General features: G+C 39.1%; 15 protein-coding genes, 1 pseudogene and 1 riboswitch. Of the genes and pseudogenes, 1 reads left to right on the top strand and 15 read right to left on the bottom strand.

What is annotated here, in order from left to right:
- Positions 1-276 precede the first annotated feature (276 nt).
- The 7 genes from ACESZG_RS11345 to ACESZG_RS11315 form a co-directional block, all read right to left on the bottom strand.
- Positions 277-2,151 carry a C40 family peptidase gene (locus ACESZG_RS11345; protein WP_368211333.1) on the bottom strand — a complete coding sequence of 625 codons (1,875 nt, stop codon included), beginning with the start codon at positions 2,149-2,151 and terminating at the stop codon, positions 277-279.
- Positions 2,152-2,466: 315 nt separating this feature from the next.
- Entirely contained in the window at positions 2,467-3,057 is a 591-nt protein-coding gene (locus tag ACESZG_RS11340) for a zinc dependent phospholipase C family protein (protein ID WP_368211335.1), read from the bottom strand.
- A gap of 131 nt (positions 3,058-3,188) precedes the next feature.
- The gene (locus ACESZG_RS11335; protein ID WP_008703324.1) at positions 3,189-3,428 is read right to left on the bottom strand and encodes a hypothetical protein; all 240 of its coding nucleotides are present in this window, start codon (positions 3,426-3,428) and stop codon (positions 3,189-3,191) included.
- Positions 3,429-3,587: 159 nt separating this feature from the next.
- A complete protein-coding gene (locus ACESZG_RS11330; RefSeq protein ID WP_055053093.1) occupies positions 3,588-3,872 on the bottom strand; it encodes a DUF2442 domain-containing protein in 285 nt (94 codons plus the stop codon).
- 121 nt (positions 3,873-3,993) lie between these two features.
- A complete protein-coding gene (locus ACESZG_RS11325; protein ID WP_118574576.1) occupies positions 3,994-4,461 on the bottom strand; it encodes a hypothetical protein in 468 nt (155 codons plus the stop codon).
- A 126-nt stretch (positions 4,462-4,587) separates the two neighbouring features.
- Complete coding sequence (locus ACESZG_RS11320) at positions 4,588-4,998, bottom strand: hypothetical protein (protein ID WP_173720424.1); 411 nt, start codon at positions 4,996-4,998, stop codon at positions 4,588-4,590.
- A gap of 34 nt (positions 4,999-5,032) precedes the next feature.
- Positions 5,033-5,575, bottom strand: coding sequence for a YHYH domain-containing protein (locus ACESZG_RS11315; RefSeq protein WP_243874232.1), 543 nt, complete (start codon positions 5,573-5,575; stop codon positions 5,033-5,035).
- A gap of 116 nt (positions 5,576-5,691) precedes the next feature.
- Positions 5,692-5,772: riboswitch (cyclic di-GMP riboswitch) on the bottom strand.
- Positions 5,773-5,939: 167 nt separating this feature from the next.
- On the opposite strand from ACESZG_RS11315, the gene ACESZG_RS11310 reads away from it, so the two are divergent.
- Entirely contained in the window at positions 5,940-6,194 is a 255-nt protein-coding gene (locus tag ACESZG_RS11310; RefSeq protein WP_373218301.1) for a helix-turn-helix domain-containing protein, read from the top strand.
- A gap of 233 nt (positions 6,195-6,427) precedes the next feature.
- Here ACESZG_RS11310 and ACESZG_RS11305 read toward each other — a convergent pair whose 3' ends face one another.
- The 8 genes and pseudogenes from ACESZG_RS11305 to ACESZG_RS11270 form a co-directional block, all read right to left on the bottom strand.
- Positions 6,428-7,030, bottom strand: coding sequence for a hypothetical protein (locus ACESZG_RS11305; protein WP_055149318.1), 603 nt, complete (start codon positions 7,028-7,030; stop codon positions 6,428-6,430).
- On the bottom strand, positions 7,030-7,215 hold the full coding sequence (locus ACESZG_RS11300; protein ID WP_118520670.1) for a hypothetical protein: 186 nt from the start codon (positions 7,213-7,215) through the stop codon (positions 7,030-7,032). The genes ACESZG_RS11305 and ACESZG_RS11300 overlap by 1 nt, the downstream gene beginning before the upstream one ends.
- A gap of 317 nt (positions 7,216-7,532) precedes the next feature.
- Positions 7,533-8,504, bottom strand: a complete 972-nt coding sequence (locus ACESZG_RS11295; protein WP_368211338.1) for a hypothetical protein — start codon at positions 8,502-8,504, stop codon at positions 7,533-7,535.
- Entirely contained in the window at positions 8,504-8,701 is a 198-nt protein-coding gene (locus ACESZG_RS11290; RefSeq protein ID WP_373218298.1) for a hypothetical protein, read from the bottom strand. Before ACESZG_RS11290 ends, ACESZG_RS11295 begins: the two co-directional genes overlap by 1 nt.
- The gene (locus ACESZG_RS11285) at positions 8,701-9,114 is read right to left on the bottom strand and encodes an HU family DNA-binding protein (protein WP_373218296.1); all 414 of its coding nucleotides are present in this window, start codon (positions 9,112-9,114) and stop codon (positions 8,701-8,703) included. Before ACESZG_RS11285 ends, ACESZG_RS11290 begins: the two co-directional genes overlap by 1 nt.
- Positions 9,115-9,475: 361 nt before the next feature.
- Positions 9,476-10,408, bottom strand: a complete 933-nt coding sequence (metA, locus tag ACESZG_RS11280; RefSeq protein ID WP_022381035.1) for a homoserine O-succinyltransferase — start codon at positions 10,406-10,408, stop codon at positions 9,476-9,478.
- 25 nt (positions 10,409-10,433) lie between these two features.
- Positions 10,434-12,392, bottom strand: a complete 1,959-nt coding sequence (gene ligA / locus ACESZG_RS11275) for an NAD-dependent DNA ligase LigA (protein ID WP_020993939.1) — start codon at positions 12,390-12,392, stop codon at positions 10,434-10,436.
- Between the two features lie 88 nt (positions 12,393-12,480).
- Positions 12,481-13,134 (bottom strand): annotated as a pseudogene (locus tag ACESZG_RS11270) (pseudouridine synthase); the annotation flags it as partial.
- Positions 13,135-13,144: the final 10 nt, after the last annotated feature.

Genomic DNA, 13,144 nt, shown 5'->3' with positions numbered 1-13,144 from the left:
GTATCTCCGAAAATAGAATTTAATCCCGCATAAAATCAAGGTGTGTTAGAATGTAGAATTTACTTTTTCATTCAAGCATATTTCGTACACTTTGTCAATTTTTGTTTCCATATTTTCGAATATTTTTTTCGCTTTTGAAGCATATTCCGCAGACCAATAAGCAAATTCGTCAGTTTTTACTTGATCGTTTAAGTTAACAGATAAAAAAGTTTACACACGAAAAAAGAAGGGAAAGCCAGACTTTTTTGTATGACTTTCTCCCTTCTTTTATCCATTTTATTTTGCCTTAAATACAGCGACTTTCTCTTTTGACAGATCAATCTTATCTGGAAGGATGGAAGTCTTCTCAGTGGATTCTGATGTTGTGAATCCTGTTGAGTCGGAAGTATTTGACTTCATCGCATTCTGCAGAGTATTGCTTACTGTCACATTTGCAGAAAAGATATCTGTTCCTGTGGAAGCTGCTGCATCACTTGTTGTTGTGCTTACCGTACTGCTGCTCTGCATTTCCTGAACCTGTTCCTGTGTCGGGTAGAAGGATGGCTGGCGGATGTAACGGAAGCTTGCACTGTATGCTTCGCCTACTGTTACTCCATTCTTGCCGGAGGAGCAGTGTACTGCGATCCAGTCACCTGCGTCTGTTTTACCGCAGAGAATACCTACATGATTATCGCTTCCTGCTTCCGGTCCTTTCTGGAACACCAGATCTCCGGGCTGTGCATCTGCCTCAGTTACCACGTTTGCTTTCTCCCACTGATCGGAAGTTCCGTCACCTACAGCTTCCTGCATTGCTTTATCCTGATATCCGTTGATCACTGCCCAGGTGACAAAACCACTGCAGTCCAGTCCGTATGCGCGGATGGTTCCAGTGCTCTTGCTTCCCTCGGCTGATACCTTCTCGCTAGTTCCCCAGCCTGGATCTTCACCGATCACTGTGGATTTGCCACCCCAGAAGTAACCGACTTTACCAACCAGTGAATAGGCTGCGGAGATAACATTTACTCTTTCCTCGGAAACATCATCTCCTACGCTCTCGCGGACAAAACCGTTGGCAGCTGTTACTACCGCGCAGAGGAGTTTGCAGTCTGTCTCCACATATTTCTTAAGGATCGTACGATCCTTTTTTGCGATTTTATTTTTCTTAATATAGTAGTTGATTTTACGATTAGCGTATGTAACGTGAGTGATATCCTGCTTGTCCCTTACGATCGGGTTCATCTCTGCAAAGATTTTCGCAAGGTCTTTCTTGCAGGAAGAATCCAGGGTAAATTCTGTTTTTCCGTCCTGGCTCTGCTGATATACATAGACTGCAAGGATATCCTGCCAGTTTCTTACCAGAAGACTGTCTGCAGATGTGGTGGTCTTGCTGCCGTTTACATCGCTGGCATCTGCTACTTTGTTCTTCTCTTTATATTCCTTCTCGATCTCATCCATAACAGAAGCGAAATCATCTGAGAAGGTCAGATTGTAGTTATTCTTCAGGCTGTCCAGATAGAAATCCTTACCTGCGTGGATATTGGACGCATAATATACCGGAGTTCCGGTCTGTGCAGCACTGGTATTACTCGTAAATGGATTATTCGTATCCGCATTGTTCTTCTGCGCTTCCAACTGAGCAATAGTCGCTTCTGCCTGAACCAGCAGATTATAATTAGAAACCTGTGCCTTCTCTGTATCAGACAGGGCATTATATGCAGTGCGGATGCTCTGAACAGTGGCTTTCTTCTCCAGCGTGATGGTCTGTGCGTTCAACTCTTTGATTCTGTCGATCACATCCTGGGCTGCCTTCGTAATCTGCGAAGACGGTGTTGGTGTAGGATTCGCAGGTGTCGGAGTCGGATCTGTTGGTGTCGGAGTCGGATCTGCCGGTGCAGGTGTTGGCTCTGCAGGTGTTGGTGTCGGATCTGTTGGTGTCGGATCTACCGGTGCAGGTGTCGGGTCTACCGGCGCAGGTGTTGGCTCTGCAGGAGTCGGATCTGCCGGCGCCGGATTCTCTGATCCTGAATCAAAATCACCGGAATCGCTGAAATCAGAACCGTCTGCTGTATACGCAGCAGTATCCTCTGCTGCAAGTACGGACGCAGGACCGGATAATACCATTCCTGACATCAATGTCAGACATAAGAATCTGGTAAGATACTTGTTTTTCATATATCTAAATTGCTCCCTTCTTACTGTGAGCATGTCCTTACCCCCTGTTTATAAGGGCATACTGTCTAAATTACTTTTCACATTATTATGTTATTTCATAAGTGAATTATCCCGAAATATTAACCTGTTTTATTCTAGCATAATCATTTTTTGAAATCAACAGCTCAGGGCAGGTAAATTCCAGATTTGACCAAAATTCATTTTTTTGTCACATTTTAACCGACTCAAGCAGTGAGAAAGATATATTTCAGAATGCAGGAAGGCTGTGCGGATATGATTTCCACACAGCCTTCCTGTATTCTTAGCGTATCTCTGTCAGGCTGCCTGAATGGCTCCTGCAAAGTTCTTATTACCAATGCAGATCTGTATCAGTCCCTGCACTACCTGAAAACACATATTCAGGATAAAGCGGATATCCTCTTCCACGCTGCGGAGCTTGTTGAGGTATTTCTCATGAGTAGCTTCGATATAATCGATCAGGGTGGCGAAATCTGCGAAGCGGATGGCCGGTTCCAGATATGCATGTGCTTCTCCCTGCTGTATACATTCTTTCAGTCTGTTCTTAAGTACTTTCTCATAATGATTATGCTGGCTGAAGCTTCCTGTATATGTTTTGTTATGAGGAAAGGTAAAATAATCCGCCATATAGTGGATCACTTCGCCGAACCGCCGCCAGTAAACTCTCTGGTTACTCTCATCCGGTCTGATATCTGCCAGTTCTTTCATCCGGTTCTTGACATCTTCAAATGTTCCGTAGAACTCGTGTCTCCTGGTGATAAAGGACGGTTTGATATCCGGCAGAATGCTGCCCAGACAGAAAGCCTTTCTGTGAGACTGCAGGCTTGCTGTGGTCTGCATCTGATCCGCAAGGTATCTTGCTAATAAAATATGTGATTTTTTACGCAATTTTCTTCCTCTTCTTTCTTTTGAGAACCTATCATTCTTATATATGGGAACGAATAATAATCAACTTAACCAACATAGAATACTATAGCAGATTTATACCTGTTATTCAAATAAAATTTTTGTAAACTTTTTCACATTTTCAGGTCAGACAGCTGTTTCAGTAATTCCAGGTCACTGTCCTTTACTTTCAGGTTTGTCTCTATCTTCTCTCCCTCAGGAGTGGTGATCGCAATTTCAATAATGCTTCCTTCTTTAAGCCCTTTGCGTGAAACTGCCTGACAGAATGCCGGGAACTTGGGATGATTGCTCTTAAAGGTGTTCCATGCGCCTGTGATCTTCATGATATTTCCTATATTGTTTCCTATGTTCATATGATTGTTGTGTCCTTTCTTATCTCAACTGAATATTCCCGATTCTGAGAACTGATGCATATAATAACATACTTCAACGGATTTGGCTATACCAAAAGCCCCCCAGGATTAACTCCCGAGGGCTTTCATGCTGCTCATATTAAATTGTGATCACATTATTCAAGCAATCAGATTATTAATGGATTCTAACTCATATACAGTAAACGGATCAATATCAATACAACTGGATTCATCTCTGTTGCCAGAAAGATCCCATGCAAGAGTACCATTCATAACGGTACAAGCTTCTTTAAATGCATCAATATCTCTTAATGGCTTAAATATTTCTGCTTTCAAATCTTCTGTAGCATCATAGTCTACAATCTTACCGTCATCAAAGAATACCTGCACATGAAAGTTATCCAATGGTATCACCTGTACTACTGTCGGAAAATATTCGTTCATATGATTTCCCCCTTTAGATAAGCGGATTAATTCTATTTAATGGCTTCATATCTTTTGCAAGTTCCCAGTTTTGCATCAGTATGAGTAAACAGACTATAACTTGAACCATTATGATAAACTCCTACTCTTTTATTGGAACACGCCCAAGTCCCCACTGTAGCTCAAGGACTCCATCTTTGTATATTGAATAGATAACAAAATATGCAGTACCATTATCACCAAAAAACCATTTTTCATCGTAATTTTCATCTTTAAAATCAGTAATAAAATTATAACATTCACCATTTGTTCCATCTGATGCACTCGTGACATATTTTTGTAAGTGGTTATAATTTTCTAAATCTTTAAAAATATGTTTATATTCTTCGTCATCACATTGAACAGTCCACTGGAAAGAATATGAATTTCTATCAGGATTTGAAGACCAATCATCCTGTTTATTAGAATATAATAGCGATAGCGTTCCTTCATATTTATTGCAAATTTTATAGTCGTCCCAAAAATATTGTGTGCAATTATTTAATTCTTCTACTTTTGCTTTACCAAGAATTTTTTCACAACTATAAATATTCAGATCGTCTTTAAACATCCATTTAGATATATTTATTTGGTCATTTGACGATCCACATCCAGATAGTATCTGTTATACCAATTAAAATCCCTATTGTAAATTTTCTTTTCATGCCTTGGAAACTCCATGTCAATATTATCTAAATCAATTTCCCTCTTGCATTTTATAATAGTAATAGGTTATTGCGTCATCCATTGCATTTTGCCATTCTTCGTCTGTCAACTTACCATTACCATCAACATCGTTGGCAGAGTAAAACGGATCACTTTTATCATAAGAATGTCCTTCTGAATAATCATTATCATAATCTGATGAACTGTAATCATTTGAATCATAAGAAGAACTGTAACTATTTGAATCGTCATCATAATCCGATGAACCATAATCACTGGAATACGAATCACTACTGTAATCTGATGAATTATAACTATTTGAAGATGTTACAGAAGAATCATAAGTATTATCCGATGATTCTCCACAGGCAGTCAACATTCCTATTGATGTTAATATAAGAGTCGATTTAATGAGTAACGGTAAAAATTTTTTGGTATTCATGTCTGTTAATACTTCCTTTTATCTTGTAATTGCTTTATTTAATCCCCAGTCCTTTAGCAACCATATTCACAATTGCATTATCTGTACTGTCTGATTGATTCTCGTCTATAAATTTCTTAATAGCTTCTTTAGTCTTATTTCCTGCAATACCATCAACAGATCCACAATCATATCCTTTTTGATTGAGTACATCCTGTACAATCTTGATAATGTCTTTGGAAATTGTAATACTACTTCCTGCATTTAATTGTATTGCATTAGATGCTGATGGTGTTGCAGTTGTCGTCTGTGAAGTGTTAGAAGATGCTAAACCACCGCCAAAAGTTCCCCAACCTGCTCCACCAGATGTCGTTGTACTCACCTCAGAAGTAGTTGATGTATCTGACGTAGCAGCAGAACTACTATAAGGACATACACCACCATCATGTAAATGTGCAGGATGTCCACCGCAATGATAATGATAAGAACCTAAACCACTCACATTTTTATTATCATGATGTCCTCCACTTGAATCTGTTCTTCCAGAATGTGCCTGTACTGTTCCTGGTACTGTTGAAAAAGCAAGCATTGCTGTCATCGTATAAATAGAGATTTTCTTAAAAAACTTTTTCATCATACGCTTCTTCCTCCGTAAAATTATTTAAAAAAGACATCACTTCTCCATAAGAAAAAAAGCAATGCCTTAATTATCATAGTTGCAACTGGCTGTCATACATTCGCTTAGACCCTGTAGTTTTGCGTCACCAGATTTCTCTGGCTATGCCGTATTCAATTGAATAAACATTTCACATAAAATTCACAATTTGATTATACTACTGCTATATGTAATATACAATTCTTTTTGTCAAATTTGTTCGACATTTCGTATTCACTATCACATTGCTGTAATACCCTTATTATATTCGTTATAACGAAGATATTCAAGTATAAGAATCTATTTTATGGTAATAATATCAAATATCTTTGAAGGAACAGCCATGATAGATTACAGTCCATTCTGGGAAACATTAAAGAAAACAAATGAAAACTGGTATACTTTGACAAGCAAGCATCATATGTCTCATAGCACTTTGCATCGTCTTAAACATAATCAAAATATTTCTATGAAGACAGTTAATGACTTGTGCCGTATTCTGCACTGTCAGATACAGGATATTTGTGTCTATGTTCCTTCTGATGAAGATCAACCTCTATGATAATAAATCATGCTCTCAGAATGCTTCTCAAGCCTTGTATTTCGCTTTATAACAGACTTTTATATATTATATTATATGAAGATATTTCTTATGTGTATATTATTCGTCCTTAAAATTTAATATACGTGTTTATAGGGGCGGTGGTTTTACATTAAAGAGTACCGCTCGGCAGCAGACATATAAAACGTAAAAAAATAGGCACATCAAGGATTTTGTTTTCCCTGATATGCCTATCAAAAAATAACTTCCTCAATTTCTGACAAGGTAATTGCTAAAGAAGTACATCCATCTGCTTTAGCATCATATGTACTTAAATATTCATCACATTCGATAAAACTATTATTTCTATAAAGCCTTTCTCCCTCATTATTTGCTCTAAGAAATACCATCTGAAATCCAATAGTATTCATTGACATGTAATATAAATACTCAAGAAACCATTTAAAGAAGATACTTGAATAATGTTGCTTTTTTACTGGATCAAGCAAATATGCTACCTGACCTTTTAGTTTTCTACTGATTGCAAACATCTTTATCTCAACTGCTGGAATAGATAATAAAATCTTTCCATCATCATTCATTACCTTTGTATGATATTTCTCTGCCTCGTCATAATAGTATAAGCTATATGCCTTAATAGTTGCATAAGCATAAATATGTTTTCTGTCTTCTGCTACTAAAACATATGTAACACCCTTACCCTCTATTGAATCATTTTTTGCATATTTGTGTAGATATTCTGTCATATCCTCATTTCCACAATCAAACTGCTGTATCACATCATCTGTGACTTTCGATTGATTCAATTCAACAAAACTTAATTCTTGATTACCCATTAATCTTCCTTGTCCATCAACGCATTTAACGCATTAATTGATTCTGTATTCAAATTTTTGCGTAACTGTTTGCATTCATTCCAAAATGCCTCAGTCGGTCGATTTTCATTTACTTTTTTAAAGAATGTTTTTTCCTTGCCACAGGTAATAATACACCCTGGATTTCGTTTCTGTGCTAATGCCATACAATCAACCTCCTTCTGTTCTTCAAAATTCGCATTATTATTCATAAGAATATAACACCCCAGTCATGTTATGTCAACAACTGGGTTCATACAAATATACCTTTATTTCTTGATTATATTGTATCATAAACCCAGTCTTGAATCAATTATTTAGTCAATATTATGCCCGTATTCTCTAGGATATACACATCAATACGGCTCTACTCTCACCGTACGTAGTTTCTCATATATGTATTCTGGTATCTTATCTCTGTATTTTGACACCATGATTGCAATGTCGCATTCTTTGAATTTCTTATAATCTGCAAATGCTTCTGCTATTGTATCTCTATATGGTAAATCAATTCATCTTCTGTACCAAAATAAGTAATCTGTCCGTAATATTTATTGACTTTACCATTATATCTTACTCCAAGAGGAAGCACATTGTCTGGTGTTTCCCCATCTTTATAATGCTTTTTACTGTTGGCAAGTAATGTATTTAAGCCTTGTGGCAGAATACAGATTGTCTCAGGAGAATACACCTTGCTTCCATTACCAAATAAATCCTTGTCTACAGCCATTGATTCGCCTGGTACTTCATAATATAACTCCAAGTATCTCTTGACAAATAACTGCGGATCATCTTTCCATTCTTGACACATTTCAACATCATCATAACACTTGTGCGCACTCTCACTGTTATTTTCACCTTTACAACGACTAGAAATAGAACCATACGCAGTCATTGGTTGATTCTTGGCATTGTTGACATACTCAATATATTTCTGCTCATAGCCTAATTCCTGCCATGTAATCTTACCTGCTTTCAGTTTTCTAAAATCTTCACCAGTAACATATATCAAATTCTTATACCAGTTATCCGCAAAATCACCATTCTTATGCCAGACTTTAAATCTACCTTTATATTGTTTCAGAAAACTTTTTGCCACCAGTTCTTCTGGGCAGGTTTCTCTTTTAGTTGTTTCAACTATAATTTCACCTGTCAGTTTTCCTCTAATTTTTTCTGGTGTTCGTGATATTGCATAAACTGTATAATGGCATTGCCCTTGTTTATGCTCATAGAATTTATTCTTATCTGAATTTCTATAATTATTTATACCTCTTCCGTAATTAGAAATCCAATAGTTTTCTGTACCTGGCACTCTTACAAACACTTCAAATGCACTGATTAATTTATATTTAATTGGATATTCTACAGGCAACATGTCTGTTAATGGTATCTCTGCCAGATTTTTATTTTCATCAAGAATATACTGCATCTTCATTTCTGTATTGTTTAATTCCATTACTTCTCTAATCCTTTCTCAGCCATATTATTTTCATCAATTGTCCTATCAGCCATTGGACACCACTCAGGACTTGTCTCAGGTAAAACATCATCACCCAGTTTACCCATCAGATTTGTTCTATTTCTATTGTCACAATAATACATCTTCTTATTGACAGCATAGCATTTTACATATTCACAATCTTTACATCTCATTACTCTTCTTCTCCTTCTTCGTATTCATCATCTTTATTATTTGCTTCTTCTTTGTGATAATCTCCATACGCTTCGCAAGCACGATTTAACACAGTACCAGATTTAAACTTTGCCTTATATCTTTCTGGAATCTCATACACATTTTTTCCTGTTCTTTCCATTCCAGGACATGCTGTTCTTTCCTTATAAAATTTAGGCTTTACAGTGAAGTATCCTAATAATACCAGTTTATCTCCATTTTCTAAAATATCTGTCATAGTGCGAAGCATATAACGGATTGTCCAGTAAGTATTCCAGTAATCCCCACCTATCCTATTTTTGGGTATTCTCTCATATTCTTTGAATCTATTAGCTTCTCTCATTTTATCATGTACCATTTTGGTAAACTCTGCTTCATATATTGTTTTGTTCATTGTCATTTCCTCCTTGTTTTTGTTCTATTAAATCACCATTTCTTCGGGTATGTTTTTTCTGTTGCTTATTTCTAATCTGATAAACCGTTTCTCATACTCATCTGCAAACTTTACCTATTATTTTTAAGCACTAAAATAAGCCCACATACCTGTAGTTATACAAGTACATGGACTTATTCAGATGTTTAAAATATTCAATTGGCAATATCAGGCATTTACTGTGTGAAATTCCCTATTATACATTGTTAGATATATGTCATACCCCATTTTTACTGAATCCATACCCCATTTTTACTCCATTTTCGCATGAAATTACGTAAAAATACGGTAAGATAGTGAAATTGAACTTCTCGCAAACCCTTTAGATCTCGCTGAAATCCGGTGTTCCATACAGGTCGAACGGAGTTGACTGGTAGACATAGTAATTCAGCCAGTTTGTATACAGGTTGTTCGCATGTGCTCTCCACATAAGGAGCGGTCTGTTTTCCGGGTTGTTGTCTTTGTAATAATTCTCCGGGATTTCGATGGGCAGGTTTTTGCTGACATCACGTTTGTACTCACCGTCAAGAGTCACACGATCATATTCCGGATGTCCCATTACAAAGATCTTGCGGCCGCCGTCTGCCATTGCAAGGAAAAGCCCTGCTTCATCGGATTCAGCAAGCACTGTCAGTTCTTTACAGTTATGGATATCCTCGATGGGAACTTCCGTATGTCTGGAATGAGGTGCAAGGAACATATCGTCGAATCCGCGTACCAGCGGAATCTTACGGTTCATCACTTTATGCCAGAAAAGACCGAACATCTTCTTATCAAGTTTGCGTTTTTTCAGTCCATAGTGGTGGTAGAGTCCTGCCTGTGCAGCCCAGCACAGATAAATGGTGGAGGTAACATGGGTGTTTGTCCAGTCCATGATCTCTACCAGTTCCTTCCAGTAGTCTACCTCTTCGAATTCCATCTGCTCTACAGGAGCCCCTGTGATGATCATTCCATCGTATTTGTTATTTTTCAGTTCCGGAAATGTCTGATAAAATTTATTCAGATGACTCACAGATGTATTCTTCGCTTCATGGCTCTGTACTGCCATAAAAGTGACATCTACCTGCAGCGGTGTGTTGGAAAGGGAACGCAGAAGCTGAAGCTCTGTCTCCTCTTTCAGAGGCATCAGGTTCAGAATAAGGATCTGAATGGGGCGGATATCCTGATGGGATGCACGTGACTCATCCATCACGAAAATATTTTCTTTTTCCAGAATCTCTTTTACGGGCAGATCGCTCTGTATTTTAATTGGCATTATCTTATCTCCTGTTCTTATTATTTTATTGTTGTGCCATCTTCAGGAAATCTTCTTCCGAAAGGATTGGAATTCCCAGTTCTTTGGCTTTTTTATTCTTTGAAGAATTGGAAGTTGTGTCATTATTGATCAAGTAGTTCGTCTTCGATGTTACTGATCCGGTCACCTTGCCTCCCAGAGACTCAATAAATTCCTTTGCCTGTGCTCTGTTTGCAAAGTGCTCCACACTTCCTGTGATAACGAAATTCATGTTCCGGAAAATCTGCTCACCTGTCTTTTCTTCTTTCTTAACAGTCAGATGGCTCATCAGATGATCCAGTTTTCTGTTATTATCCTCGTTTGAAAAATAATCAGTCAGACTTCCGGCAATTACCGGTCCGATGGTATCAATAGAGCTGATCTCCTCTTTATCTGCATGACGGATCTTCTCCAGATCATCATCAAAATGCCTGCAGATCACTTTTGCATTGGCAAGGCCGATATTGGCGATTCCAAGGCTGTAGATCACCTTCGCAAGAGTAGTCTCCTTAGCTTTATCAAGGCTGGTCATCAGGTTCTCAAAGGATTTCTCCCCGAATCCGTCCATCTCCACGATCTCATCACGATGCTTTCCAATCTCAAAAATATCTCCGAAATCATGAATAAAGCCTCTTGCAATGAATTTCTCCAGTGTTGCTTCTGACAGTCCGTCAATGTTCATGGCATCCCTGCTTGCAAAAAGTGCAAAGGATTTGATCTTCTTTGCGGCACAGTCAGGATTTGTACAGTAAAGTGCCTCCACATCATTTACCTTCTGTATCTGCGTTCCATGGCCACATGCAGGGCAAGTATCCGGAATTTCCAGTTTACTGCTGCGTGTGAGGTTTTCTGCAATCTGCGGAATGATCATATTTGCTTTATATACAGTGATCGTATCCCCGATACCAAGCTGCAATTCTTTTAGAATGCTCACATTGTGTACGCTGGCACGGCTCACAGTGGTTCCCTCCAGCTCAACCGGTTCAAAAACAGCCACCGGATTGATCAGCCCTGTTCTTGACGGGCTCCATTCGATCTCCAGAAGATGGGTTTCTCTGATCTCATCTGCCCATTTGAATGCAAAAGCATTTCTGGGAAATTTCGCTGTTCTTCCAAGGGAATCTCCGTATGCAATATCATCATAAAGAGCAACCAGTCCGTCCGACGGAAAATCATTCTCAGTGATCGCAGTTGAAAAATATTCCATGGCTTCATCCAGCGTTGAAGCTGTGACTGTCCTGTATTCCACTACATCAAATCCCTGTTCTTTCAGCCATTCAAACTGCCGGGCTCTTGAATTATGGAAATCAACCCCGTCGGCGCTTACCAGCGTAAATGCGTAGAAACGCACATTCCTGCGGGCTGTGATCTCATTGTTTAACTGGCGGACAGAACCGCTGCATAAGTTTCTCGGATTCTTGTATTTCGCATCAACGTCTTCTATGGATTCATTGATCCGTTCAAAGTCCGAATAGGTAATGATCGCTTCCCCACGCAACACCAGTCTTCCCTGATACGGGATTTTAAGAGGAACGTTCTTAAATACTCTGGCATTATTGGTGACAACCTCTCCTGTCACACCGTTTCCACGTGTAACTGCTTTGGCAAGTCCTCCATTCTCGTAGGTAAGAACGATCGTCAGTCCGTCCAGCTTCCATGACAGAAGCGTTTTGTGTTCCCCGATAAATTCCCTCAGAACTTCTCTGTCCTTAGTCTTGTCCAGAGACAGCATGGGGGATTCGTGTTCTTCTTTTGGAAGCTGGTCAACTGCCTCGTACCCTACGCTTACGGTTGGGCTGTTTGCCAGAACAGTGCCTGTCTCTTTCTCCAGAGCCTGAAGCTCGTCGTACATCTGATCGTACTCTCTGTTGCTTATGATCTCTGTATCCTGCTGGTAATACGCCTTTGCTGCCCTGTCCAGCTTTTGCACCAGCTCTTTCATTCGCATGATCGCTGCTGTTTCCATTCTGTTCTCCTGTTCTGATCACTGTTTCACTTGTGGAAGATTCCAGTAAATGGTTCAGTTCTTCCCATTCCTGTGCTGTGATCTCTCTGTATTCGCCTTCTCTGATCCCGTCCAGAGTCAGATTCATGATCCTGATCCTTTTCAGCTTCTGTACCTCATATCCCAGATACCGGCACATTCTGCGGATCTGCCGGTTCAATCCCTGTGTCAGAATGATCCGAAAACTGCATTCTCCTGTCTGCACCACTCTGCATGGTCTGGTCACCGTATCAAGAACAGGGACTCCCTTGCTCATCCTTCGGACAAATTCACTGTCCACCGGCTTATTCACTGTCACAAAATATTCTTTCTCATGATAGTTTCCGGCGCGCATGATCTTATTGACCAGATCTCCTTCATTTGTCAGAAGGAGAAGGCCCTGTGATTCTTTATCCAGTCTGCCCACAGGATAAACACGCAGAGGATAATCCAGATAATCTGTTACCGTCGTCTCATCAAACTGCTGTTTTGTACTGCACACGATCCCTCTGGGTTTGTTAAAAAGAAGCAGTACTTTTTTTTCATTTTTATGGACAGGTATATTGTCTGCATAGACCTCATCTTCCAGGCTGACTTTCTGACCGCTTTCTGCTTTTTTTCCGTTTACCGTAATCCTTCCCTCTTCGATCATCCGGTCGGCTTCCCGTCTGGAGCATATGCCTGCCTCGCTTAAATATTTGTTTATTCTGATTTTTTCGTCCATTGTTCTATTA

It is taken from the genome of Blautia sp. Marseille-P2398, from assembly GCF_964240315.1.
Taxonomy (GTDB): domain Bacteria; phylum Bacillota; class Clostridia; order Lachnospirales; family Lachnospiraceae; genus Blautia_A; species Blautia_A wexlerae.
Note: the sequence above shows the minus strand (reverse complement) of the source record. Positions and strands in the feature narration are given on the sequence as shown.